The sequence below is a fragment of the Pseudomonas sp. TE3895 genome, assembly GCF_056278855.1.
Map to the genome: position 1 here is coordinate 5,707,415 of NZ_JBWBQE010000001.1, position 24,635 is coordinate 5,732,049.

Here is a 24,635-nt window from a genome sequence, read left to right on the forward strand (position 1 = left end):
GATGACCGCATGTGGCTTATGCTTGTGCTCGGCAAACCCGCACAACAAGGACGTGGCAATGCTCGCCGCCATAAAACGCTACCCGCACACCGTTCGCCTGCTGCTCACCACCACCTTCACGCTTACCGTCGCCCGCGCCCTCACCCTGCCCTACCTGGTGGTTTACCTGGCCGACAATTTCCAGCTGCCGATCAGCCAGATCGGCCTGCTGATCGGTGGCGCGCTGATCGTCGCCTCGCTGTTGAGTCTGTACGGTGGTCATCTGGTCGACACCTTGAGCAACCACACGCTGGTCAGCGCCAGTACCCTGCTGTTCGCCCTGGCCTTCGTCGGCGCGGTCGCCAGCCGTTCGGCACTGCCGTTCTTCTTCTGTCTGGTGTTGATCAACCTGGCCCTGGCAGTGGTCGACATCGCCGCCAAGGCAGGCTTCTGCGCGTTACTGCCGGTGGATGAGCGGGCCGAGGTGTTCGCCATCAAGTACACCCTCAGCAACGTCGGCTACGCCGCCGGCCCGTTGCTGGGCGTGGCCATGCTTGAACTGAACGACCATGTGCCGTTCCTCGCCTCTGCCCTGCTTGGCCTGGCCATGTGCCTGGCTTATTGGCGCCTGGGTGATCGCAGCCTGCAGGCCAGCGCGCCGGACAAGCCTGCGGCCGGCTTCGGCCAAGTGGCGATGGGGCTGGCGCGGGATCGTCGGCTGGTGTGCTTTACCGTGGGTGGGGTGCTGAGCGCGGTGGTGTTCGGCCAGTTCACCGCCTACCTGTCCCAGTACCTGGTGGTCACCAGCAACCCGGCCGAAGCGGCACGGCTGATCGGCTATCTGGTCACCACCAACGCCGTGACGGTCATTGCCTTGCAGTACCTGATTGGCCGGCGTATCAGCCGCCAGCGCCTGATGCCGTGGCTGTTGGCCGGCATGGGCCTGTTCATCGCAGGCTTGCTGGGCTTTGCGCTGGCAGGCTCGGTACTGGCCTGGTGCCTGGCGATGCTGGTGTTCACGCTGGGCGAAATCATCGTGATCCCGGCCGAGTACATGTTTATCGACCTGATCGCACCGGAGCACTTGCGCGGGGTGTATTACGGCGCGCAGAACCTGTCCAACCTGGGGGCGGCGCTGGGGCCGGTGATGGTGGGGTTTGCACTGGTACACCTGTGGCCGGGGGCAGTCTTCTACCTGCTGGTGTTGTCGGTGATACTGGCAGGGGTGTTCTATGGGTTGGGTACCCGCAGGGGTTGATGTTGCCTGTTCCGGCCTATTCGCGGGTGAACCCGCTCCTACAACCATCGTCTGCGCTGACGAAGCGGCACTTGCGTGCCAGACTGATTGATCGGGACCGCGTTACCTTTTTGCTTCGGAGTCTTCATGTCGTTGTCCAGCGGGCTGATCGCCGTGGTCGCCCTGGCCTATATGGCCATCATGTTCGCCATCGCCTTCTATGGCGACCGCCGCAGCACGCCATTGCCGCCAAAGCTGCGTGCCTGGGTGTACAGCCTGTCGCTGGCCGTGTACTGCACCAGCTGGACCTTTTTCGGCGCGGTCGGCCAGGCCGCCGAACAGCTTTGGGCATTCCTGCCAATCTACCTGGGCCCGGTACTGCTGCTGATCTTCGCGCCGTGGGTGCTGCAGAAGATGGTGTTGATCAGCAAGCAGCAGAACATCACCTCGATCGCCGACTTCATTGCCGCACGCTACGGCAAGTCGCAGACCCTGGCAGTGGTGGTGGCACTGATCTGCCTGGTCGGCGTGCTGCCGTACATCGCCTTGCAGCTCAAGGGCATCGTACTGGGCGTGAACCTGCTGATCGGCGCCAACGCCGACGCCACCGGCACCCGCGTGCAGGACACCGCGCTGGTGATATCGCTGGTACTGGCGCTGTTCGCCATCGTCTTCGGTACCCGCAGCCTGGATGTGACCGAACACCACCGCGGCATGGTCCTGGCAATTGCCTTCGAATCGCTGATCAAGTTGCTGGCGTTCCTTGCCGTGGGCATCTTCATCGTTTTCAACCTGTATGACGGTTTCGACGACCTGTTCAGCCAGGCCCGCCAGTCGATCCACTTGCAGGACTATTGGAAAGAAACCATCAATTGGCCGTCCATGGTGGTGCAAACCGCCGTGGCAATGATGGCAATCATCTGCCTGCCCCGGCAGTTCCACGTTACCGTGGTGGAGAACATCGAACCGCAGGACTTGCGCCTGGCGCGCTGGGTATTCCCGATGTACCTGGCACTGGCCGCGCTGTTCGTGGTGCCGATTGCCCTGGCCGGGCAGATGATGCTGCCCGGCACGGTGATCTCCGACTCGTTCGTCATCAGCCTGCCGCTGGCCGAGGCGCACCCGAGCCTTGCCCTGCTGGCGTTCATCGGCGGCGCCTCGGCGGCTACCGGCATGGTGATCGTCGAGGCCGTGGCGCTGTCGACCATGGTGTCCAACGACATGCTGCTGCCCTGGCTGCTGCGCCGCAATAATGCCGAGCGGCCTTTCGAAGCGTTCCGCCACTGGATGCTTTCGGTTCGCCGGGTAACCATCGTGGTGATCCTGCTGCTGGCCTATGTCAGCTACCGCCTGCTGGGTTCCACCGCCAGCCTGGCGACCATCGGCCAGATCGCCTTTGCCGCTGTGACCCAGCTCACCCCGGCCATGCTTGGCGCGCTGTACTGGAAGCAGGCCAACCGTCGCGGCGTGTTCGCCGGCCTGGCCGCTGGCATTTTCCTGTGGTTCTACACCTTGGTGCTGCCGATTGCCGCGCACAGCCTGGGCTGGTCGTTGCAGTTGTTCCCTGGCCTGGCGTGGCTGCACGGCAACCCGCTGAACCTGCCGATCAGTCCACTGACCCAAGGTGTGGTGCTGTCACTGGCGGGCAACTTCACCCTGTTCGCCTGGGTTTCGGTGCTGTCGCGCACACGGGTTTCCGAGCACTGGCAGGCCGGCCGGTTCATTGGCCAGCAGACCAGCGCGCGGCCCAGCAGCAAGCCGCTGCTGGCGGTGCAGATCGACGACCTGTTGACCCTGGCCTCGCGCTTTGTCGGGGAAGAGCGCGCACGGCAGAGCTTCATCCGCTTTGCCTACCGCCAGGGCAAGGGCTTCAACCCGAACCAGAACGCCGATGGCGACTGGATCGAGCACACCGAACGCCTGCTGGCCGGGGTACTCGGTACCTCCTCGACCCGCGCCGTGGTCAAAGCGGCCATCGAAGGCCGCGACATGCAGCTGGAAGACGTGGTGCGCATCGCTGACGAAGCCAGTGAGGTGCTGCAGTTCAACCGCGCCCTGCTGCAAGGCGCCATCGAGAACATCAACCAGGGCATCAGCGTGGTCGACCAGAATTTGCACCTGGTGGCCTGGAACCGCCGCTACCTGGAGCTGTTCAACTACCCGGACGGGCTGATCAGCGTAGGGCGACCGATTGCCGACATCATCCGCTACAACGCCGAGCGCGGCCTGTGCGGCCCCGGCGAGGCGCAAGTGCATGTGGCGCGGCGGCTGCACTGGATGCGTCAGGGCCGCGCGCACTCCTCCGAGCGGCTGTTCCCCAATGGCCGGGTGATCGAGCTGATCGGCAACCCGATGCCGGGCGGCGGCTTTGTCATGAGTTTCACCGACATCACCCCGTTCCGCGAGGCCGAGCAGGCCCTGCGCGATGCCAACGAACGCCTTGAGCAACGCGTGGCGGAGCGCACCCACGAACTGTCGCAGTTGAACCAGGCGCTGTCCGAAGCCAAGAGCCAGGCCGAAGCGGTGAGCAAGTCCAAGACCCGCTTCCTGGCCGCCGTCAGCCATGACCTGATGCAACCGTTGAACGCCGCACGGCTTTTCTCTGCCGCCTTGTCGCAACAGGCCGAGGGCATGAACGAAGAGGCCCGGCAATTGGTACAGCACATGGACAGCTCGCTGCGCTCGGCTGAAGAGCTGATCAGCGACCTGCTGGACATCTCGCGCCTGGAAAACGGCAAGATCACCCCGGATGCCAAACCCTTCGCCCTCAACGAGCTGTTCGACACCCTGGGCGCCGAGTTCAAGCTGCTGGCGGCCGAGAAAGGCCTGGAGTTCCGCCTGCGCGGCAGCCGCCTGCGGGTGGACAGCGACATGAAACTGCTACGCCGGGTGCTGCAGAACTTCCTCACCAATGCCCTGCGCTACGGCAAGAGCCCGATCCTGCTAGGCGCGCGCCGACAGGGCGAGCGCCTGTGGCTGGAGGTCTGGGACCGTGGCCCGGGCATTGCTGACGACAAGCTGCAAGTGATCTTTCAGGAGTTCAAGCGGCTGGACAGCCATCAGACCCGTGCCGAGAAGGGGCTAGGCTTGGGCCTGGCCATCGCAGACGGTCTGTGTCGGGTGCTGGGGCATCCGCTGGAGGTACGCTCATGGCCAGGCAAGGGCACGGTGTTCCGCGTCAGCGTACCGATTGCACGCCAGGCCGCCGCGGCGCCAAGCGCGCCCGTGGAACAACAGGGCGGCCAGCCACTGGCCGGGTTGCACGTGCTATGCGTGGACAACGAAGACAGCATCCTGATCGGCATGAACAGCCTGCTGAGCCGCTGGGGTTGCCAGGTATGGACCGCGCGCAACCAGGCCGAATGCGAAGCCCTGCTGGCCAAAGGCATGCGCCCGCACCTGGCATTGGTGGACTACCACCTGGACGACGGCGAGACCGGCACCGGGCTGATGGGCTGGCTTCGAGCACGGCTGGGTGAGCCGGTACCCGGTGTAGTGATCAGCGCCGACGGCAGCAAGGAAACCATCGCCCTGGTACATGCATCAGGGCTGGACTACCTGGCCAAACCGGTCAAGCCTGCGGCCTTGCGCGCCCTGCTCAATCGCCATCTGAGCCTGGCTCAGTAACCGCTACCTCGGGCAGCGCCTCATCGGACAGCGCCCGCTCCAGCAGGTCTGCCGGCAAGCTCTTGCTGGCACGGGCGCCCAGTAGCTTAAGCTGCTCGCTGCGGCTGACCAGGTTGCCACGCCCTTCGCACAGCTTGTTGCGCGCTGCGGCATAAGCCTTGTCTACCTGCTGCAAGCGGCTGCCCAGCTCGTCCAGGTCCTGGATGAACAGCACGAACTTGTCGTAGAGCCAGCCGGCACGCTCGGCAATTTCGCGGGCGTTCTGCCCTTGACGCTCCTGCTTCCACAGGCTGTCGATCACCCGCAAGGTCGCCAGCAACGTGGTAGGGCTGACAATCACGATCTGCCGGTCGAAGGCCTCCTGGAACAGGTTCGGCTCGGCCTGCAGGGCCGCCGAAAAGGCCGCCTCGATGGGCACGAACAACAACACGAAATCCAGGCTGTGCAGGCCTTCAAGGCGGCTGTAGTCCTTGCTCGACAGGCCTTTGACGTGGCTGCGCAGCGACTGCACATGCTGCTTGAGCGCAGCTTCGTCGTTGCCGGCAACGAACTGCTGGTACGCAGTGAGGCTGACCTTGGCGTCCACCACCACCTGCTTGTCGCCGGGCAGCATGATCAGCACATCCGGCTGGAAACGCTCGCCATCGGCGCTTTTCAGGCTGACCTGGGTCTGGTATTCGCGGCCCTTTTCCAGGCCGGCATGCTCCAGCACGCGTTCGAGGATAAGCTCCCCCCAGTTACCCTGGGTTTTCTGGCCCTTCAAGGCCTGGGTAAGGTTGGTGGCTTCGTCGGACAGGCGCAGGTTGAGCTGTTGCAGGCGCTCCAGCTCCTTGCCCAGCGAGAAGCGCTCGCGGGCCTCTTGTTGATAGCTTTCCTCCACACGTTTTTCGAAGGCCTGGATGCGCTCCTTGAGCGGGTCGAGCAACTGGCCAAGGTGCTGCTGGCTGGTCTGGGCGAAGCGCTGCTCGCGTTCGTCGAAGATCTTGGTGGCCATGTCGGCGAACTGGGCGCGCAAGGTGTCACGGGCCTCCTGCAGGTCTTCCAGGCGTTGCTGGTGGCTTTCCTGCTGTTCGCGCAGCTCTGCGTCCAGGCGCGCGGTTTGCGCTTCCAGGCGGCGCAGTTCGGCTTCGCGGTTGGCGCGCTCAAGGCTCCAGGCGTGGGCGGCGTCACGGGCGTTGTCGCGATCGATCTGCAGCAGCTCCAGCTCACGGCTTTGGGCGGCCAACTGGGCCTGCTTGACGGCGTTGGCCTCACTGAGGTCGCTGACCTCGTCGCGACTGGCGTCCAGTTGCGCCTGCAGGCCGGCCTGGGCCAGCTGGGCTGCATTGAGGCGTTCTTCGAGCAAGGCCTGCTCAGCTTGCCGGGCGCCCTGGCGGCGCTGCACCTGCATGACCCACACCAGGCAGGGTATTGCGCCTGCCACCAAGCCCAGCAGAATGCTGGCCAGATCCACTGTCATGCTTACCCCGAACGCTCTGATGCAAATTGAGTGCAGCTTATCAGCCTGACTGGCGTGTTGCCTGCATCGGCCTCATCGCGGGCCTGCCCGCTGCGCAAGCCTGAAGGCAAAGGTAATGCCTGCACGGTCGCCCGTAGGAGCGGGTTCACCCGCGAAGAGGCCGGCCCTGCTGGCCAATCCCCACCCGCCGTTCACCGTTGCCGCCGCCACCGTATTCGCGGGTAAACCCGCTCCTACACACGCATCGGGGGTTGGACACAGGCCGCCGTAGGAGCGGGTTTACCCGCGAAAGGGCCGGGCCTGCTGGCCAATCCCCACCCGCCGTTCACCGTTGCCGCCGCCACCGTATTCGCGGGTAAACCCGCTCCTACCACGGTGGTGAACACACATCGGTGATTGCTCGCGAAAGGGCCCGCGCAGGCAACAAGGCTCAGACAGAAAACCACTGTCGCAACAAGCGCCGCGCTTCCTGCGATCCCTGCCCTGCCGCAAGCTCAAGCCAATAGCGCGCCTGCTCCGGCTCGTTGTGCTGACACAGCCGGGCGTACTCCAGCTGCGCCCGCCGATCCCCTGCGCGGGCAGCCTGACGCAGCAGCTCATGGCCTATACGCCGGTCACGGGCATTGCCACAATCGCGGCACAGCATCTGCCCCAGGCGGCTCTGCGCCACAACCACACCTTGGCGCGCCGGCTGCTTCAACAAGCGCCCGGCCAGGTGCTTGACCTGAGGGTTGTCGCCCAGGCGCGGGCTGTCGAGCAACCACAGGGCCACTTTCAGGGAAAAGCGTTTGGCGGGAGGTGCAAGTGTCGATACAGCAGGGCTGGCGAGGTTTTTACCGCGAAACTTCATGAGCAACAGGTTTGGTAACTCGAAAGGCGCGCCACTCTACTCTTTTTTTTTCGCCCTGGCCTGTCGATTTCTGGAGGATTGAAAAAAAATTCCATGATCTTTTCTTGACGTTTTCAGGTGGATGACCAACCAGTCTGTTGGAGCATGGCAATTGTCGGACAGTCCATCCCATTGCTGGCACGCCCGTGCTAGAGCAAGCGCTCGGGACAATCCACAGTTCCTGTGGATAACTCGGTGGACAACCCCCTCTCACACCCCTCAAACCCCCGTGAATTGGGGGCTTTGGTCAAACTGACGATTTTTTCACCAGCTAAAAATAGTGTTTTTTTTCATTGACTTAACCACGCAGTCAAGGCATTGGCGAGGCTGCCGGGTGGTGTTACCAGGCCGTTACAGGCGCTGCCCCGAATGTGAACAAGTGCACCATGAACCTCCATTTGGGTGCACGAAAAGGGCACATCGGCCGGCATTCGGGCCATTTCCCCCCTCTTCCCAGCAACGAAAATTCGCGCCATACTGCGCGGCTCACCTGAACAAACGTAGCGCTTGCCAAACATCTGCACTTCCGGTAAGGTGCCCCTCGTTAGTACCAAGCTGAAAGTCAATTCTGGCCGCAAGCGTCCTTGCAGACTCGCTCCCCCCAAGAGCGTCCCTGCTGAAACAAGGACCGGCCCATTCAATGATTCACTCGCCAGCCTTACGCTGCGCAAGCACGAATCACATGACAGATTGATCAGGATCCCACCTCGACGGCCTAGAACCTTGGCCCCGGCGTGCTGCCTGCCTTCCGAAGTACCTACCAGTCAGCCCAAGCGCCTACATTTGATTGCGCCCCCTCTGGCTGCCCTGTTCCAGTCAGGTTCGTTCGTCCCTTAATAAAGGCGTCACTGGAACGTTTCTATCATGCACGGATCATAACCCCCGTGTTTAAAGCAGGAACCTCCAACAATATGCAAACTCATCATCAGATTCAGGCTGCCATTGGCACCCTCTCCCAGGCCTTCTCGCCGTTGAAGTGCCTTATCGTTGCCCCACGCAAGGGCAGCTTCAGCTTTACCTTGGTAGACGAACACGGCGTTGCCTGCCATACCGAACGCCTGTACCACGAACAGTACAGCCGCCATGAACCGCTGCAGGCGGTGATCGCCCGGACGCGTCAGTCGCTTACCGCGTGACCGGCGAATACCGGGGTATTCAAGCGCTGAATCATCCGATCACAAGACTGCCTGAACGCTCTTGGCGTAATTGCCTAAGGGCATATAGCCCGGAGTGTCAGGCAGCAATCGATTTAAAAACAGCTCTTTACACCACGATTATCACACTACACTTCAACTCGAGCGGTGCTTTCCGCTCCCGGCGGGCCTGATCATTCACCAGCTGCCAAGCTCCAGCGCCCGTCCGGCCCTTACCTGCTCGAGGGCATCATGGGTATTGCGGCGAATGAATTGTGTCAGTATGTGATCCGACCCACCCTGGTCTACCTGAACCGTCACTGCGCCAGCGCCGAAGCCTTGCTCCTGGGTATCGCCGCCAGCCAGTCAGCACTCGGCTCAGCCCTGCACGACCGACGCGGGCACGGCCTCTACCGCATCGGCGAACATCGTCACCAGGCGCTCTGGGACGAATACCTGGCCCGTGACCCCGACCTCGCCAGCCTGGTCCGCGGCCTGGCCAGCCAGCACGCCTTCCTGGGTGGCCCGCACCTGGAGCTCACCGTCAACCTGCGCTATTCCACTGCCATTGCCTGGATGCTCATCGAAGAGCAGGCCACCCCATTGCCTGCGGCAGACGATCTGCTGGCCCTGGCGCGTATCTGGCGACAGATTTTCAACCCCCAGGGTCGTCTGCGCGACTTCACCCATGCCTGGCATGCCTGCATAGATCAGAAATTGCCACAGGCATCTTGAGACGCGTCCTACAAGTAAACCGGAAAAAATGGAATTTTGGTCGGATTGTCCTACAAAACCGCTCTAACTCCTGCGATTGAGCCTATAGCGCAGCGCGTGATTTGTTGGTAGCTTTTCGCCCCGGAGACCCAAGGAGTTTTCTAATAATGAAAAAAGTAATGCTCAAAACCTCCCTCGGCGTAGTCGTTGCGCTTGCTTCCAGCCAACTGCTCGCCGCCGGGTTCGCGCTGAACGAACAAAGTATCAGCGGCATGGGAACCGGTTTTGCTGGGCGCTCGTCTTCTGCCGACGATGCCAGCACTGTGTATGGCAACCCGGCCGGCATGTCCCGCCTCAAGCGCGAACAATTCACCGTGGGCGGCGCCGCCGTCATCGCCAAGACTGACATATCGGGCCCAGGCAGCAACTTCGGGGGGGAAACCGATGGTGACATGGTGCCTCTCGTTGGCGTACCCATGGGCTATTACGTCAAGCCGATTGATGATCACTGGAGCGTTGGCTTCGGCGTTTACGTGCCATATGGCCTGATCACCGACTACGGCAGCGATGACGCTGCACGCTACTGGGGCAAGAAGAGCAAGGTCGAGGTTGTCACCTTCCAGCCAACCGTCAGCTACGCCTTCAACGACAAAGTGTCGATCGGTTTTGGCCCGACTATCAACCGTATCAAGGGTGAACTGGGTTCGAACCTGAGCAGCAAGGCCCTCCTGGGGCCCAATGGCCCTGACGGCGAGACCAAGATCAAGGGCGACGACACTGCGATCGGTTACAACATCGGCGTTCTGGTGCAAGCTACGGACCGTACCCGTCTGGGCCTGACCTATCACTCGATGGTCGACTACAAGCTTGAAGGCAATACCCGCGTTTCCTACCCGATTCCACAGCTTGGCCTGAACGGCAAGTTCGACGCTAGCCTGAAGATCAAGACGCCAGAGTCAGTGGACTTCTCGGTCACTCATGAACTGGATGACCATTGGACACTGTATGCGGGTAGCACCTGGACGCGCTGGAGCCGCTTGGAAAGCATCGTCGTCGAGAACGAAGCGCCGGCAGGCTACCCGTTGAAGACCATCACCGAAGAGCAGAACTGGCACGACACCTGGGCCCACGCCATTGGTGCGTCCTACAAGGTGAACAAGGAGTGGACCCTGCGCGCAGGCTTCTCCGTCGACCAGTCGCCCACCAACAACCATGATCGCTCGCCACGCATTCCGACTGGCGATCGTAAAGCGGTCAGCTTTGGTGCCGGCTGGAGCCCGAACGATGACATGACCATCGACGTTGCCTATTCGTATCTGTGGGAAGAGGATACCAAGGTCAACAACCTGCCAAGCTCGCAACAACAAGGGCTGTTGAAAGGCAGCTACCAGGCCAAGTACGAGAACAGCGCTCACGGTATCGGTGCATCCCTCACCTACCGCTTCTGATTCCTGTGCGTTACATGAAAACCGCCCTCGTGGCGGTTTTTTTCATGCCTGCACTTGCCAGCTGTCGCCCAGGCATTCGCGCAGGTAGTCCATGAAAGCGCGCACCTTGGTGGTCATGGCAAAGCGATCGGCCAGGCACAGGTAGATGTCCATGGGCTCGGTCTGGGCGTATGCCTGGCTGCTGTCGCAGTATTCGAACAGCGGCACCAAGGCCCCCGAGGCCAGGTGCGGCCGCACGATGAACTCGGCCAGACGGGTGATGCCACCATCGTGCAAGGCCATCTGGGTCAGGGCATCGATATCGTCGCTGATCAATACACTGCCGAATTCCGCTTCGAAGCGCAGGCCGTCCCGCATGAAGCCCCAGCGCAAGAAGCGGCCATCCACCGGATAGCGAAACACAAGGCAACGGTGCCCGCGCAAGGCCTCGGGCGTGGCAGGTACGCCAGCACCTTGCAGGTAACCGGGTGAGGCACAACAAATGAACGGGATGCGGGCGATGCGCCGGGCCAGCAGCTGGTCTTCGAGCTGCGGGGCAATGCGCAGGCTCACGTCAACGTCTTCACGGGCATGGTTGACCCGACGATCAGTCGTTACCAACTCTATCGAAAGTAAAGGGTAGCGGGCACTGAAAGCAGGTATCAACGGCGCCAGCACATGGCGCCCAAAGGCAGAGGTCGAGGCAATGCACAGCCGCCCCTGAGGCTCGCTGTCGGGTGTTGTCACTGCCTGTTCGGCCAGGGCCAGATCACGCTCGATATGCTTTACACGCTCGTAATACTGGGCGCCAGAGGGCGTCAGGGCCATGCTGCGTGTGGTTCGGCTGAGCAGGCGCACTTGCAGGTGGCCTTCCAGCCGCGCCAGGTTCTGGCTGACGGCTGCCGGACTGAGGCCGAGAATACGGGCACCAGCAGCGATGCTACCGGCCTCGACCACCTTGATGAAGCAGCGAATGGCGTTGAGCAGGTCCATGGTGAGCGCTTGGATTCGTAAGAGTTTCTTTATAAAGAACTCAATGCTGCCGGTCTACAGCTGCAGGGGGCAGGTTGCTAATCTGCGCTTCCACTCAGCTTTCAGGAGTTCGCATGAGCAACCTGTCCCGGTCGCGCAGTCGACGTAAATTGCACCCGGTCGCTACTCCCTACGTTTTCGCGTTCTACATGTCGTCGATCATGGCGCTGTTGATGTGCTTCGTGATCACGGCGGCCAATGCCGGGTTTACCCCTGAGTATCTGGGCAATGTGCTCAAGGCCTATCAGCTGGCGATGCCGGTGGCATTTGTGTGTGTGCTGGTGGTCCGGCCGGTGGTGGTGCGGTTGGTGGCGATTACCGTGCATGCACGGTGAAGTGACCCGCAGCCAGCCACTTCCTGTTTTTGATCTTGATCCCGCGACTTCAGGAGGACGGCGTAAGGCCTACTGAAGTCGCAATCTGCGTCGCCTGAACTGCCTCGCGCTTAAAAGCAAACGCCGCAGCAAGCGCAGCCTGGTTACTGCTGTGAGGCGATGGCCTTTTCGATAGCGGCGCGGAACGCGGGATCATCCGGTTTGGTCAGGCTGGAGAAGTTACCGATCACCTTGCCCTTGCGATCGACAACATACTTGTAGAAATTCCACTTCGGCGCAGTGCTCTGGCTGGCCAGCTCCGCGAACAGCGGTATCGCATCCTTGCCCCGCACCGCCTGCGTCTTGGTCATGGTGAAGGTGACACCGTAGTTGGCATAGCAAACCTTGGCAGTCTTCTCACTGTCGGCGTCTTCCTGCTTGAAGTCATTGGACGGCACGCCGAGCATTTCCAGGCCTTGCTCGTGATACTCCTTGTAGGTCGCCTCAAGCCCCTCGAACTGCGGGGCAAAACCGCAATAACTGGCAGTATTCACCACCACGAGCGGCTTGCCGGCAAAGCGCTTGCACAGCTCGACCTGCCCCTTGCCGCGCAATTCCGGCAGGCTGCCCTGCAACAATGCCGGGCAATCTGCAGCCCAGCTCGATGTACTGGCAAGCAGGGCCAGCACCGGCACCGTCAACCAATGTGCACGCATGACTTGTTTCTCCCGCATGACAATCCTTGAGCTTGCAGGGTAGCGCCTAACACACACCCATGCCCAGTTGCATCAGCGCCATCCCACCCTGATGCCAGCCCCACCACACCAATGCCAGCAGCAACAGGGCGGCAATAGCCAACAGGCCGCGTATCAGGTAGCGGTTCATACAGCCTGGGCCTGCAGGCGTGAAACCGGGCGCTCGCGCACCGGCCAGTTAAGGGCAGCGGCCAGCAAGCTGAGCAGGATGGAAATCTGCCAGACCAGGTCGTAGCTACCGGTGCGGTCATACACCACCCCACCCAGCCAGCCCCCCAGGAACGCGCCCAACTGATGGAACAGGAACACGATACCGCCCAGCATGGACAGGTTGCGCACCCCGAACACGGTGGCCACGGTCCCATTGGTCAGCGGTACCGTGGACAACCACAGAAGGCCCATGGCAATGCCGAACAGGTAAGCACTGAACTCGCTCACCGGCGCCCACAGGAACAGCACGATCACCACCGCACGCAGCAGGTACAACCCGGTCAGCAGGCGCGGCTTGGACATGCGCCCGCCCAACCAGCCAGCGGTGAAGGTACCGACGATGTTGAACAGGCCGACCAGCGCCAGCACTGTCGTACCGGTGGCCGCAGCCAGGTGCTGGTCAACCAGGTAGGCCGGCAGGTGAACGCCAATGAATACGACCTGGAAGCCACAGACAAAAAAGCCCAACGCCAGCAACCAGAAGCCAGAGTGCGTGCACGCCTCGCGCAGCGCCTGGCCCAGGGTCTGCTCGGCACCGTGACTGGGTAACGGGCGATCGCGCAGCAGGCCGACGAAAGGCACGATGAACGCCACCAAAAGGCCCAGTACCAGCAACGCTGCCGACCAGCCCAGCCACTGAATCAGGCCTTGGGTACCCGGCAACATGGCGAACTGGCCGAATGACCCGGCGGCGCTGGCGATCCCCATGGCCATGCTGCGCTTTTCGGCCGGCACGGCACGCCCGACCACACCGAGAATGACCGAGAACGACGTGCCGGACAGGCCGATGCCGATCAGCAAGCCCGCACTCAGCGACAACGACCAGGGCGAATCAGCCAAGCCCATCAAGATCAAACCGACGGCATAGAGAATACCGCCGATGATGACCACCCGCGCCGCGCCAAGCCTGTCGGCCAAGGCGCCGGCGAACGGCTGCGCCAGGCCCCAGATCAGGTTCTGCAGGGCAATGGCGAAGGCAAACACCCCACGCCCCCAGCCGAAATCAGCACTCATCGGCCCCAGAAACAGGCCAAAGCCGTGCCGTACGCCCAGAGACAGCGCCAGTATCAAGGCCGCCCCCACCAACACCCATCCGCTGGTTCGCCACACCGAAGTCATTGTCGTTATCTCCAGCACATCGCAAGGTTTTGCGGGTATATACCCGCTTATAGTCGTTTCACTTCAGGCCAGTTGTTCCAGCAGTCGCACCAGTTCATCCCGCTGCCCCACCCCAAGCCGTTCAACCAGTTCTTTCTGGGCCTGCTCCCAGGCTGGGTGGGCAACGTGCAGCAGTTGCTTGCCCGCCTCGGTCAACAGCACCACGCGGTTACGCTGGTCGTCGCCATCGCCCAGTGCTACCAGCCCATCCGCCTCCAGCACACGCAGGTTGCGGCCCAGGGTACTGCGCTCGAGCCCCATGGCTTCGGCCAGGGCTGTGATGCTGGGTCGGTCGAGCCGCTGCAGGTGCCGCAGCAGAGAAAACTGGGCAACATTGACCCCGAAGCCGGCAAGGGCTTCGTCGTAATGCCGGCTCACCCCGCGGGCGGCACGACGCAGATGGGTACAGATGCATTCACTGGTCAGCATGGATACGTGTATATACCCGCGTACTGAGTGTTGCAAGAAGTTTCACTAGGGGTGAGTAGCATCAGTCCGGATTCAATCGCCTGCGGATCGGCTCGAACTCAACCGTGGCCTTGCGCGCCAAGGGGTCTGGCGCGCCCTGCTCGACCGCCTGCCAGTAGCGCCACGGCACCTTCGCCGTGCCCAGCTCGTAGTCCATGCCATCCCAGTTGTCTTCACGAAAGCTATAGAACGCCCAGTGCAACCGGTTGCGATCCAGCACGACGAGTACATCTTCAAGGTACTGCCGGCAACCCGGCAGCCTGCGCATGCAGCCAAACTCACCCACCACCAGGCGAGAAAGCGGCAGCCCCATGGCCTCGGCCCATGCCAGCGGCTGGCGCAAGTAGCCTTCAACTCGCCGCCCATCCCACAGCTGTGTCTGCCCGGCAAAAGATACGGGGCCTGGATAGGCGATGGGCTGTTTGCGCGCCATGTTTGGCGCACTGGTTGCGGCATAGGGCTCATACATGTGCACGCTGTACAGCACTCGCGGGTCCTCCAGCGGCGCCGGCCAGTAGCCGAACGCGTCTGCGCCTGCATACCAGCCGGCATCGACCATGATCGGCGTGTCAGCGTCTTCTTCGCGTATGGCCGCTATCAGTTGCCTGTACAGCAAGGGCAGATCGCGCGCACCGCCCTGCGCTTGCGCATACCACTGCTGCATCTGCCCGAGTTCGGCATGTTCAGCCAGGCCGCTCTGTTTCTCCGGTGCTGGCTCATTGATCAGGTTGTAGGCAGCGATGGCCGGATGGTGCTTCAGTTCGCGCGCCATATCTCGCCAGAAGGCCGCAGCCTGGGACCAGTAGCGTTTGTCTTGCCACAGGCGATCATCGAACTGGCCCAGGTTGTTTTGCGACCAGCGCATACCCGGTAGCGAGAGTGGCGCGATGACCACCTTGAGCCCTGCCTGGTGCGCCCGGTCGAGGGTGGCGCGCAGCACAGCCAGGTCGGCGTCGGGCAGGCCTTCATAGGTATCGGCGCTGCCGAGGAGGAAATCACGTTTCACCGGTTGCCATTTGTCGTACGACAGCCGCACCCATGTGGCGCCGTACCCCCTTAGGGCATCGAAGTAGGCTTGATCGGGTGGCAGCCGGTTGAAGCTGTTGCCGCCGTGGCGTGGGGTGTCCCAGAACGCCATGAGATCTGCAGCAGTGGCTGGGAGGGTGGACAGGACCAATAGACTGGCAACGATCCAGTGACGCACGGGAAGCCTACCTGGTTGCTGGGGGGAGGCTGAGGATACGCCGGCAAGGAAGAGGCAGGCGCTTCCGGACCGTTTCTGGAAGTTACTGCCCCTCCACACCTATGGCCTGCTGCGAAAGCACCGCAAAGCAGCCGCTAAAGGGCCGTCCAGATCAAGCGCTCAAAGCCCCAGCGCCAACCCGAGCACGACGGCCAGCTCCAGCAGCTCCAGCAACGCACCGGCGGTATCACCGGTGGTCCCGCCCAGGCGCCGGCACATCAGATGCCGCAACCAGGCAAACACCGCCAGCGCCAGCAGCACGCTCCATCCGCCCAGGAAGAGGCAGAACAGCACACAAACCAGCAACACCCACCCCGCCGCGCGCCGGGGCATATGTTCGGCCAACGCTTGGCCCAACCCGCCAGGTCGCACATAAGGTGTACAAAGGAACAGGCCCAACATCGCCGCCCGCCCGATCAGCGGCGCCAGCAGCAATTGCGCCCCGATGCCCTGCCCGACCAGCACCCACAGTGCGCAAAACTTCAGCAACAACACCAAGACCAGGGTGACCACGGCAATCGGCCCACTGCGCGGGTCTTTCATGATCCGCAAGGTGCGCTCACGGTCGCCGAAACCACCTAGCCAGGCGTCGGCACTGTCCGCCAGGCCATCCAGGTGCAAGGCACCACTGAGCAGTACCCACAACGTCAGCAGCAAAGCCGCATGCAGCGGCGACGGCGTACCCTGCAGCAGATGACTGGCCAACCACAGCAGCAAGCCGAACAGCAGCCCGACCAGTGGGTAGTACAGCAGCGAACGCCCTACCTCACGCGGTGCCGGCATGCCCGGCAGGCTCACCGGCAGGCTGCTGAGAAACTGCAGGGCGATCCAGAACGGCAACATCTCAGGGCGCCTCGACCAGTTGCCCATCGCCACCCGGCACCAGCCGCATCAACGCGCCATGGCCAACCTCGACCTGCAGCAACTGCTCCCTGGGCAAGCCACGGGCACGGGCCAGTAACAGCCGCATGACGCCGCCATGGGTCACCAGCAGCACGCGCTTGCCGGCATGCTGAAGGCGCAAACGCTCGACAGCCGCCAGCACCCGTTCGGCAAACGCCTCGACCGGCTCGCCATTGGGCGGTGTGAAGGCGTAAGGGTCGGCCCAGAAACGGCCCAGTGCATCGGCCTGGTGCTCCATGATCTGCGCGGCACTTTGGCCCTCCCAATCACCGAAGTGCAGTTCCTGCAGGGCGGGCTCACGCTGCACAGGCAGGTTCAACTGCGCACCCAGCTCATCGGCAAAGCGCCCACAGCGTTGCAGCGGCGAACTGACCAGCACCTGCCACGGGCCGGCGTCGGCCACGGCGCGGCGCATCTGCGCCCAGCCCTTGTCGGTCAAGGCATCATCAAGGCTGCCACGCAGGCCGCCCTGTTCCGTTTCACCATGGCGCAGCAAGTCGAGGATCATGCCGGGCGGTCCGCCACCGCGGCCTCGGCGAAGGTCGCCATCTGCCCATGCAGCGTACAGGCCAGGCGCAACAGCGGCACCGCCAGGGCAGCGCCACTGCCCTCACCCAGGCGCAAGCCCAAGGCCAGCAGGGGTTCGGCCTGCAGTGCAGCAAGCAAGGCCTTGTGCCCGGGCTCAGCGCCCTGATGAGCGAACAACAGCCAGGCCCGACACTGCGGGTTGAGGCGCACTGCCACGAGCGCAGCGACACTGCAGATAAAGCCATCCACCAGCACCGCGACACCCGCCTGCGCACAACCTATGTAGGCACCGACCAACGCCGCGATCTCGAAACCGCCAACACAGCCCAGTACCTGCAACGGGTCTTCAGCACGCAGGCCATGCAGGCGCAGCGCCCTCTCGATGACTTCAGCCTTGTGCTGTACCCCGGCGTTGTCCAGACCGGTGCCAGGGCCGCTCAGCTCCGACGCCGGACACCCCAGCAGAACACTGGCCAAGGCTGCGGCGGCTGTGGTGTTACCAATGCCCATCTCGCCACCGATGAACAGCTGTGCGCCCTGTCCGGCGCCGCGCTGGGCAATGTCGCGACCGGCCTGCAAGGCCGCTTGCAGCTGGTTTTCGGTCATCGCGGGTTGACGGGCAAAGTTGGCAGTACCGGTGCCCAGGCGCAGATGGCGCACGCCGGGCAGTTCCAGCTGCGCGTCAATGGTGCCCAGGTCGACCACGTCCAGCCTGGCCTGCAGTTGCCGCGCCAGCACACTGATCGCCGCGCCCCCGCCGACGAAGTTGCGTAGCATCTGCCCGGTCACCGCCTGCGGATAGGCCGAGATGCCCTCTTCGACCACGCCGTGGTCGCCGGCAAAAATGGTGATGGCGACCTGATCGAGCGTGGGTCGTTCAAGCCCCTGAAGGCCAGCCAGCTGAATCGCCAGCGCTTCAAGTTGGCCGAGCGAGCCAGCAGGTTTGGTCAGTTGCTGCTGACGGGCGCGGGCCTGGTCCATGGCGGCGTTGTCGAGGGGTTGGCAGGCGTCACGCCACCAGGCTTGGGTCATAGTGCAGGTCCTTTGAGGATTAAGGGCAGGCCGGCCACGGTCAGCACGACACGCTGACAGCGTTCGGCCACCGCCTGGTGCAGCCAGCCGGCCAGGTCGACATAGCGCCGGGTCAGCTCGCCCATGGGCACGACGCCCAGGCCGGTTTCGTTACTGACCAGGATAAGGGTGCCAGGTAACTGTTCCAGGCACGCCAGCAGGGCATCACGCTCCTCGGCCAGGCGCTGGTCATCTTCCAGCATCAACAAATTGGTCAGCCACAGGGTCAGGCAATCCACCAGCAGGCAGCGCCCTTCGGCCGCTTCGGCGCGCAGTACCGCGGCCAAGGCCAAGGGCTCTTCGATCAACCCCCAGTCATCCGGCCGGCGCTGACGATGCAGCAACACGCGTTCGTTCATTTCGCCATCCAGCGGCTGGCTGGTGGCGATGTAGGTCACCGGCAAGCCGCTGGCACTGGCCAGTTGTTCGGCCAGGCGGCTTTTGCCAGACCGGGCGCCACCGAGAATCAGGTTACGCATGTCAGGCTACCCCACACAGTTGGCGCAACTGCGCGGTGTCCAGGTGCTTTTCCACCAGATCGGCCAGGCGCTCGATGTCGTGTTCGCGCAACGCTTCGTAGTCGATAACCTGCACATCCTCCAGCCCGGCCCAGCGCAATAGCGCGGCACACGACTGGCTGCCTTCGAACAGGCCATGCAGGTAGGTGGCGAGGATCTGGCCATCGGCACTGACAGCACCATCATGGCGGCCATCAGCCAGTTGGACCGCGGGTTGCGCCAGCGCAGACCCCGTCGTAACGCCAGCATGAATTTCATAACCGGTTACCGTTGCCGCTTCAAGGCTCAGCGTGCCGGCCACATTGCGCAGTTGCTTCTCGGCTTCGAGCACCGTGGCATAGTCGAGCAGACCGAGCCCCTGGCTCGAGCCTGCGGCCCCCTCCAGCCCCAGCGGGTCATGCACTTCTCGCCCCAGCATCTGCAGGCCACCGCAGATACCGATCAGCTTGCCGCCATAGCGCAGGTGCCGCTCGATGGCCTTGTCCCAACCGCGCTCGCGCAGTTGTGCCAAGTCGCCCCGTACGCTCTTGGAGCCCGGCAAGATGATGAGGTCGGCAGCCGGAATCGGCTGGCCTGGCCCAATGAACTGCAAGTCCACCTGCGGGTGCAGGCGCAGCGGGTCGAAATCGGTGTGGTTACTGATACGCGGCAGCACTGGCACGATCACCTTGAGCACACGCGCGTGCTTGACGCCTTGACGCACATCGATACCGTCTTCGGCTTCCAGGTGCAGGTCGGTAACGTAAGGCAGGACGCCCAGTACCGGTTTGCCGGTGCGTTGTTCCAGCCAGTCCAGCCCTGGCTGCAGTAGGGCAATGTCGCCACGGAAGCGGTTGATGACAAAACCTTTGACCCGCGCCTGTTCAGTGGTCGACAGCAATTCCAGCGTGCCCACCAGATGGGCGAACACACCACCGCGGTTGATGTCGGCCACCAGGATCACCGGGCAGTCCACCGCTTCGGCAAAGCCCATGTTGGCGATATCGCCGGCACGCAGGTTGATCTCTGCCGGCGACCCCGCACCCTCGACCATGACCACCGGGTACGCAGCACTCAGGCGTTGGTGAGACGCCAGCACCGCTTGCATGGCAGTGGTTTTATAGTCGTGGTAGGCCACTGCATTCATGCTGGTGACCGCGCGACCGTGGATGATGACCTGGGCGCCGGTGTCGCTGTTGGGCTTGAGCAGCACCGGGTTCATGTCGGTGTGCGGTTGTAGCCGGCAGGCCTGGGCCTGCACCGCCTGGGCACGGCCGATTTCACCACCATCAGCCGTCACCGCGCTGTTCAGCGCCATGTTCTGGGGTTTGAAGGGCACCACAGCGACGCCCTGGCGCAACAGCCAGCGGCACAACGCGGTCACCAGTGTGCTCTTGCCTGCGTCGGAGGTGGTGCCTTGCACCATGAGGGTCGTCATGCCGTTTCCTTCTGATAAGCCGCCAGGGCCTGGGCCAGGCGCTGTTCGTCCGCCGTGCAGGCAGGCAACCCCAGGCGCACGGCTGCCGGCTGTTCGAACAGCCGTACCAGGATGCCGTGCCGGGCGAGAAATTCATGCAGCCGCGCAGCATGCTCGCTACGCACGTACTGGAACAGGTCGCAGCCACCACTAGGCGCCAAGCCAGCACTGCACAACACGTGCGCAAGCCGCTCGCTGGCAGCAGCACAGCGTTCGGCCTGCGCGCACTGGGCAGTCTGATCTGTCAGGCTGGCTTGGGCCAGCACCCGGGTCGGGCCGTTTACGGTCCAGGGTCCGAGCAGCTCGGCCAGGCGCAGCAGTAAGCTGTGTTCGGCGGCAACGAAGCCCAGGCGCACGCCGGCCAAGCCGAAGAACTTGCCAAACGAGCGCAGCACGATCAGCCCCGGGCGTTCGGCGCAGTCCACCACGCTGTCCGCCGGGGTGTTGTCCATGAATGCTTCGTCGACCAGCAGCCAACCACCGCGGGCAGCCAGGCGAGCATGCCAAGCCAGCAGACGTTCACGCGACACCCGTTGGCCGGTCGGGTTGTTGGGGTTCACCAGCACCAGCACATCGAGGCCGTCGAGCGCAGCCTCAACTTGCGCCTCATCCAGCGCCAGCAGTTGGTGCCCCGCCCGTTGCCAGGCATAGGGGTGTTCGGCATAGCACGGCGTCAGCACGCCTACCCGAGCGGCTGGACGCAGCAGTGGCAAGGCCTGGATCGCGGCCTGGGAGCCGGCTACCGGCAGCAACTGGCGGGCGCCGTAATACGCGCGCGCGGCGTCCTCCAGGCCGTCCTCGGTTTCCGGCAGGCGGGCCCAGGCGTCGACGGGAATCGGCGGGACAGGAAATGGCCAGGGCGCAATGCCGCTGGACAGGTCGAGCCACTGCTCACGGGGGATACCGTATTGCTGCACCGCGCGTAACAGGCGGCCACCATGTTCAAGCATTGATATAGGCCCCCAGGCAAATCATCAGCAGCCACAGCCACACGCCGCGCTGCACCAGCTGCCAGCCGCGCTCGATGGCATCGGCATCGGCCACTGGCCCCTCGCCCAGACGCGGCCGCTCATGCAGTTCGCCGTGGTACACCGCCGGGCCACCAAGCTCGACGCCCAGCGCGCCGGCGCCGGCAGCCATCACCGGCCCGGCGTTGGGGCTGTCCCACAGCGGGCCCTGCTTGCGCCAGCAGGCCAGGGCCAGACGGGTCTTGCCCAACAGGGCATAAGTCAGGGCCACCAGCCTTGCAGGTATATAGTTGAGCACATCGTCGATGCGCGCCGCGCACCAGCCAAAGCGCTCGAAACGTTCGTTACGGTAGCCCCACATGGCATCCAGCGTGTTGCTCAGGCGGTACAGCACCACGCCTGGCGCACCGGCCACCACAAACCAGAACAACGCGGCGAACACTGCGTCGCTGCCGTTCTCCAGCACCGACTCGGTCGCCGCTCGGGCCACCGCGGGCTCGTCCAGCTCGCGCGTTTCGCGGCTGACCAGGTAGCCAACCCGCCGCCGCGCCTCCGCCAGGTCGCCCTGGCGCAGGGCGTTGGCCACCGGCAGCACATGCTCGCCCAGGCTGCGCAACCCCACGGCGCAGTAAAGCGCCAGCACATCAACCAGCCAGCCGATATACGGCAGCCACGAAAGGACCAGCGCCACCAGGGTCAGCGGCACCACCGCCAGAAACCACGCGCTCACGCCGTGGCTGCGCCAGCCGCGCCCGCCCGCATTCAGGCGGCGCTCCAGGGTGCCGGCCATGTTGCCGAACGCCACCAAGGGGTGGCGGCGCTGTGGTTCGCCCAGCAAAGCGTCCAGGGCCACCCCGGCCACGGTCAGCAAGGCCACGCTCATTGACGCTCTCCCCATTGGTTTTCGTAAAGCATTTCACTCAAGGGCCGCTCTTCGGCCCAGCTTTCCTGAACCAACATCGGCACCGGATAGAACGCGGCGACCGGCCCAAGGCACAGTACCGCCACCGGCTTGGCCCCGGCAGGCATGCCCAGCAGCGCGGCCAACGCCTGCGGGTCGAACAGCGACACCCAGCCCATGCCCAGCCCTTCGCCACGCGCGGCCAGCCACAGGTTCTGGATGGCACAGGCCAGCGAGGCCAGGTCCATCTCCGGCAGGGTGCGCCGGCCGAAGATGTGTGGCTCGCGGTTGTCCATCAAGGCCGCCACCAGCAGCTCGGCACAATCGTTTATGCCCTCCACCTTCAATTTCATGAAAGCATCGGATCGCTCGCCCAGCGCCTCGGCCGTGCGTACCCGCTCCGCCTCCACCAAGGCCTGGATGCGCCCGCGCAGGTCACGCTGGGTGATGCGGATAAAGCGCCACGGCTGCATAAGCCCGACGCTGGGCGCCTGATGCGCGGCGGCCAGCAAGCGGCCAAGCAGTTCGGGCGCCACCTGGCCACCCGCAAAATGGCGCATGTCGCGGCGCTCGCCGATGGCCCGGTAAATGGCGGCGCGCTCGGCGTCGCTATAGGCGTGATCATTCATGGTCGCAACAGCGCCGCCGCCGCATCCGGGCAGGAAGGGAAATAGAAGTGCACGTAAGAGGCCGTCAGCCGGCCCAGACGATAAACCGCCTCGTTGCCACGCCCGCCGTTGGGGCTCAGCCCCCGGGCAATCGGTTCCAGCGCAGTGCTGGTCAGCGAATGGTGATAGGTGTGACCGCGCAAGGTCCCCTCCGGCAGCTCCACCGCCTGCAGCGCCAGCGCGGCCAGGCGCTTCTGCATGGTCGCCTCACCCGGCAGCAAGCCGAGCAGTTCGGCACGTTCACCGGCCACGTCAGTCAGGGCATCGAGCAGGTACAGCATGCCGCCGCACTCGGCCAGCAATGGCTTGCCCTGCGCGTGGTGGGCACGGATCGCCTCGCACATCGGTGCGTTGGCGGCCAGCGCATGGTGATGCAGCTCAGGATAACCACCCGGCAGATACAGGCTGTCTACCGCCGGCAGTTCGTGGTCGTGCAGCGGCGAGAAGAACACCAGCTGGGCACCCTGGTTGCGCAACAGGTCGAGGTTAGCGCCATACGTGAAGGCGAACGCCTCGTCCCGCGCAACGCCTATGCGCACACCGGCCAGCGAGGCAACGCAGGCTTGCGGTTCCGGCTCGGCAAAGCTGACTGGCGGCGGCAACGCCGCATCGCAACTGGCGCCCAGCGCTTCGGCGGCAGCGTCCAGGCGGGTGTCCAGGTCATTCAGCTCGCTGGCCTGCACCAGGCCCAGGTGGCGGCTGGGCAGTTCGATGCCGCGTTCGCGGGACAAGCCGCCATACCAGCGCAAGCCCTCGGTCAGGCTGCCTTCGAGCAGTTGCGCATGACGCAGGCTGCCTACCCGATTGGCCAGCACGCCGGCGAACGGCAGATCGGCCTGGTACCGCGCCAGGCCCAGGGCCAGGGCTCCGAAGGTCTGGGCCATGGCTGTGCCATCGATCACCGCCAGCACCGGAACGCCAAAGTGGCGCGCCAGGTCGGCGCTTGACGGGGTGCCGTCGAACAGCCCCATCACCCCTTCGATGAGGATCAGGTCAGCCTCGCCAGCAGCTTCCCACAGCAGACGACGGCTTTCTTCGGCACCGATCATCCACAGGTCCAGCTGATACACCGGCGCGCCACTGGCCCGCTCGAGAATCATCGGGTCAAGAAAGTCGGGCCCGCATTTGAACACCCGCACCTTGCGCCCGAGGTTGCGGTGCAGACGGGCCAGCGCAGCAGTGACGGTAGTCTTGCCCTGGCCTGAGGCGGGTGCCGCGATCAACACGGCGGGGCAGTGGCGCGATCGACTCACAGTTCGACGCCCTTCTGTGCGCGGATACCGGCCTGGAAGGCGTGCTTGAGCATGCCCATTTCGGTCACGGTATCGGCCAGTTCGATCATCTCGGGCTTCGCAGCGCGGCCAGTGACAATCACATGCTGCATGGGCGGGCGGGCTTGAATGTCGGACAGTACCTGGTCCAGGTCGAGGTAACCATGTTTGAGGGCGATGTTGAGCTCGTCCAGCACCACGAACTGTACACCTGGGTCCTGCAGCAACTGGCGCGACACCGCCCAGGCGGCTTGCGCAGCAGCGATGTCACGCTGGCGGTCCTGGGTTTCCCAGGTAAAGCCCTCGCCCATCACGTGGTAGCGCACTTGTTCGGGGAAGCGACGGAAGAACAGCTCCTCGCCGGTGCTGTTGCGGCCCTTGATGAACTGCACCACACCGCATTGCATGCCGTGGCCCAAGGCGCGCGCGAGCATGCCGAAGGCCGAACTGCTCTTGCCCTTGCCATTGCCGGTCAGCACCAGCAGCAGGCCACACTCGTTAGGGGAATTGGCGATGCGTTCGTCGATGACCGCCTTCTTGCGCTGCATGCGCGCCAGGTGGCGTTCGTCGCGTTCGGTGGAATCGCTCATCAGGGTTCTCCGCTGGCTGGCACCACGGCAATGCGCGGCGACAGGTAATAGGCAGGCAAACGGAGAACGCGCAGAGGCCATGGCTGGGCGCCACGGTGCACCGCGCATCACCCTCC

The 24,635-nt window shown here is 63.7% G+C and carries 24 protein-coding genes; 6 read left to right on the forward strand and 18 right to left on the reverse strand.

The features are described from left to right. Positions 1-58 precede the first annotated feature (58 nt). Positions 59-1,237, forward strand: a complete 1,179-nt coding sequence (locus tag ACZ889_RS25795) for an MFS transporter (RefSeq protein WP_476257950.1) — start codon at positions 59-61, stop codon at positions 1,235-1,237. A 126-nt stretch (positions 1,238-1,363) separates the two neighbouring features. Continuing rightward, positions 1,364-4,843, forward strand: coding sequence for a hybrid sensor histidine kinase/response regulator (locus ACZ889_RS25800; RefSeq protein WP_180689390.1), 3,480 nt, complete (start codon positions 1,364-1,366; stop codon positions 4,841-4,843). Here the strand turns inward: ACZ889_RS25800 and ACZ889_RS25805 are convergent. Both ACZ889_RS25805 and ACZ889_RS25810 read right to left on the reverse strand, forming a co-directional pair. Next, positions 4,815-6,188 carry a DNA recombination protein RmuC gene (locus ACZ889_RS25805; protein ID WP_162497237.1) on the reverse strand — a complete coding sequence of 458 codons (1,374 nt, stop codon included), beginning with the start codon at positions 6,186-6,188 and terminating at the stop codon, positions 4,815-4,817. The two genes, ACZ889_RS25800 and ACZ889_RS25805, sit on opposite strands and share 29 nt — an antisense overlap. Positions 6,189-6,732: 544 nt before the next feature. Then, positions 6,733-7,152 (reverse strand): tetratricopeptide repeat protein, encoded by a 420-nt coding sequence (locus tag ACZ889_RS25810; RefSeq protein WP_476257951.1) that lies wholly within the window; start codon positions 7,150-7,152, stop codon positions 6,733-6,735. Between the two features lie 950 nt (positions 7,153-8,102). Between ACZ889_RS25810 and ACZ889_RS25815 the strand changes: the two genes are divergently transcribed. The 3 genes from ACZ889_RS25815 to ACZ889_RS25825 all read left to right on the forward strand — a co-directional run bounded on the left by ACZ889_RS25815 (position 8,103) and on the right by ACZ889_RS25825 (position 10,486). Further along, the gene (locus ACZ889_RS25815; protein ID WP_010952743.1) at positions 8,103-8,327 is read left to right on the forward strand and encodes a hypothetical protein; all 225 of its coding nucleotides are present in this window, start codon (positions 8,103-8,105) and stop codon (positions 8,325-8,327) included. A 249-nt stretch (positions 8,328-8,576) separates the two neighbouring features. Further along, the gene (locus tag ACZ889_RS25820; RefSeq protein ID WP_003252489.1) at positions 8,577-9,059 is read left to right on the forward strand and encodes a hypothetical protein; all 483 of its coding nucleotides are present in this window, start codon (positions 8,577-8,579) and stop codon (positions 9,057-9,059) included. Positions 9,060-9,205: 146 nt separating this feature from the next. Continuing rightward, positions 9,206-10,486, forward strand: a complete 1,281-nt coding sequence (locus ACZ889_RS25825) for an OmpP1/FadL family transporter (RefSeq protein WP_070096272.1) — start codon at positions 9,206-9,208, stop codon at positions 10,484-10,486. A 42-nt stretch (positions 10,487-10,528) separates the two neighbouring features. Here ACZ889_RS25825 and ACZ889_RS25830 read toward each other — a convergent pair whose 3' ends face one another. Further along, entirely contained in the window at positions 10,529-11,458 is a 930-nt protein-coding gene (locus ACZ889_RS25830; RefSeq protein WP_070096273.1) for a LysR family transcriptional regulator, read from the reverse strand. A 113-nt stretch (positions 11,459-11,571) separates the two neighbouring features. On the opposite strand from ACZ889_RS25830, the gene ACZ889_RS25835 reads away from it, so the two are divergent. After that, on the forward strand, positions 11,572-11,832 hold the full coding sequence (locus ACZ889_RS25835; protein WP_070096274.1) for a DUF2798 domain-containing protein: 261 nt from the start codon (positions 11,572-11,574) through the stop codon (positions 11,830-11,832). Positions 11,833-11,975: 143 nt separating this feature from the next. On the opposite strand, the gene ACZ889_RS25840 is transcribed toward ACZ889_RS25835, so the two are convergent. The 15 genes from ACZ889_RS25840 to cobO form a co-directional block, all read right to left on the reverse strand. Next, on the reverse strand, positions 11,976-12,527 hold the full coding sequence (locus tag ACZ889_RS25840; RefSeq protein WP_064491168.1) for a glutathione peroxidase: 552 nt from the start codon (positions 12,525-12,527) through the stop codon (positions 11,976-11,978). 46 nt (positions 12,528-12,573) lie between these two features. Next, on the reverse strand, positions 12,574-12,696 hold the full coding sequence (locus tag ACZ889_RS25845; protein WP_256559700.1) for a hypothetical protein: 123 nt from the start codon (positions 12,694-12,696) through the stop codon (positions 12,574-12,576). Then, on the reverse strand, positions 12,693-13,895 hold the full coding sequence (locus ACZ889_RS25850; RefSeq protein WP_070096275.1) for an MFS transporter: 1,203 nt from the start codon (positions 13,893-13,895) through the stop codon (positions 12,693-12,695). The genes ACZ889_RS25845 and ACZ889_RS25850 overlap by 4 nt, the downstream gene beginning before the upstream one ends. 63 nt (positions 13,896-13,958) lie before the next feature. Beyond that, positions 13,959-14,363 (reverse strand): MarR family winged helix-turn-helix transcriptional regulator, encoded by a 405-nt coding sequence (locus ACZ889_RS25855; protein ID WP_003252473.1) that lies wholly within the window; start codon positions 14,361-14,363, stop codon positions 13,959-13,961. A gap of 61 nt (positions 14,364-14,424) precedes the next feature. Beyond that, positions 14,425-15,540 carry a glycoside hydrolase family 5 protein gene (locus ACZ889_RS25860; RefSeq protein ID WP_476258039.1) on the reverse strand — a complete coding sequence of 372 codons (1,116 nt, stop codon included), beginning with the start codon at positions 15,538-15,540 and terminating at the stop codon, positions 14,425-14,427. A 225-nt stretch (positions 15,541-15,765) separates the two neighbouring features. Continuing rightward, positions 15,766-16,488: an adenosylcobinamide-GDP ribazoletransferase gene (locus tag ACZ889_RS25865; protein WP_014860997.1), complete on the reverse strand. Its 723-nt coding sequence runs from the start codon at positions 16,486-16,488 to the stop codon at positions 15,766-15,768. 1 nt (position 16,489) lies between these two features. Next, a complete protein-coding gene (locus ACZ889_RS25870; RefSeq protein WP_060546111.1) occupies positions 16,490-17,056 on the reverse strand; it encodes a histidine phosphatase family protein in 567 nt (188 codons plus the stop codon). Continuing rightward, entirely contained in the window at positions 17,053-18,108 is a 1,056-nt protein-coding gene (gene cobT / locus ACZ889_RS25875; RefSeq protein ID WP_476257952.1) for a nicotinate-nucleotide--dimethylbenzimidazole phosphoribosyltransferase, read from the reverse strand. The genes ACZ889_RS25870 and cobT overlap by 4 nt, the downstream gene beginning before the upstream one ends. Continuing rightward, a complete protein-coding gene (gene cobU, locus ACZ889_RS25880; RefSeq protein ID WP_003252463.1) occupies positions 18,105-18,626 on the reverse strand; it encodes a bifunctional adenosylcobinamide kinase/adenosylcobinamide-phosphate guanylyltransferase in 522 nt (173 codons plus the stop codon). Before cobU ends, cobT begins: the two co-directional genes overlap by 4 nt. A 1-nt stretch (position 18,627) precedes the next feature. Further along, the gene (locus ACZ889_RS25885) at positions 18,628-20,082 is read right to left on the reverse strand and encodes a cobyric acid synthase (protein ID WP_476257953.1); all 1,455 of its coding nucleotides are present in this window, start codon (positions 20,080-20,082) and stop codon (positions 18,628-18,630) included. Continuing rightward, complete coding sequence (cobD, locus tag ACZ889_RS25890) at positions 20,079-21,071, reverse strand: threonine-phosphate decarboxylase CobD (RefSeq protein WP_476257954.1); 993 nt, start codon at positions 21,069-21,071, stop codon at positions 20,079-20,081. Before cobD ends, ACZ889_RS25885 begins: the two co-directional genes overlap by 4 nt. Continuing rightward, entirely contained in the window at positions 21,064-21,972 is a 909-nt protein-coding gene (gene cbiB / locus ACZ889_RS25895; protein ID WP_476257955.1) for an adenosylcobinamide-phosphate synthase CbiB, read from the reverse strand. The genes cobD and cbiB overlap by 8 nt, the downstream gene beginning before the upstream one ends. Beyond that, positions 21,969-22,619, reverse strand: coding sequence for a 5,6-dimethylbenzimidazole synthase (gene bluB, locus ACZ889_RS25900; protein ID WP_003252453.1), 651 nt, complete (start codon positions 22,617-22,619; stop codon positions 21,969-21,971). The genes cbiB and bluB overlap by 4 nt, the downstream gene beginning before the upstream one ends. Next, entirely contained in the window at positions 22,616-23,911 is a 1,296-nt protein-coding gene (locus ACZ889_RS25905) for a cobyrinate a,c-diamide synthase (protein WP_012053452.1), read from the reverse strand. The genes bluB and ACZ889_RS25905 overlap by 4 nt, the downstream gene beginning before the upstream one ends. Then, positions 23,908-24,519, reverse strand: a complete 612-nt coding sequence (gene cobO, locus ACZ889_RS25910; protein WP_003252448.1) for a cob(I)yrinic acid a,c-diamide adenosyltransferase — start codon at positions 24,517-24,519, stop codon at positions 23,908-23,910. Before cobO ends, ACZ889_RS25905 begins: the two co-directional genes overlap by 4 nt. Positions 24,520-24,635 lie beyond the last annotated feature (116 nt).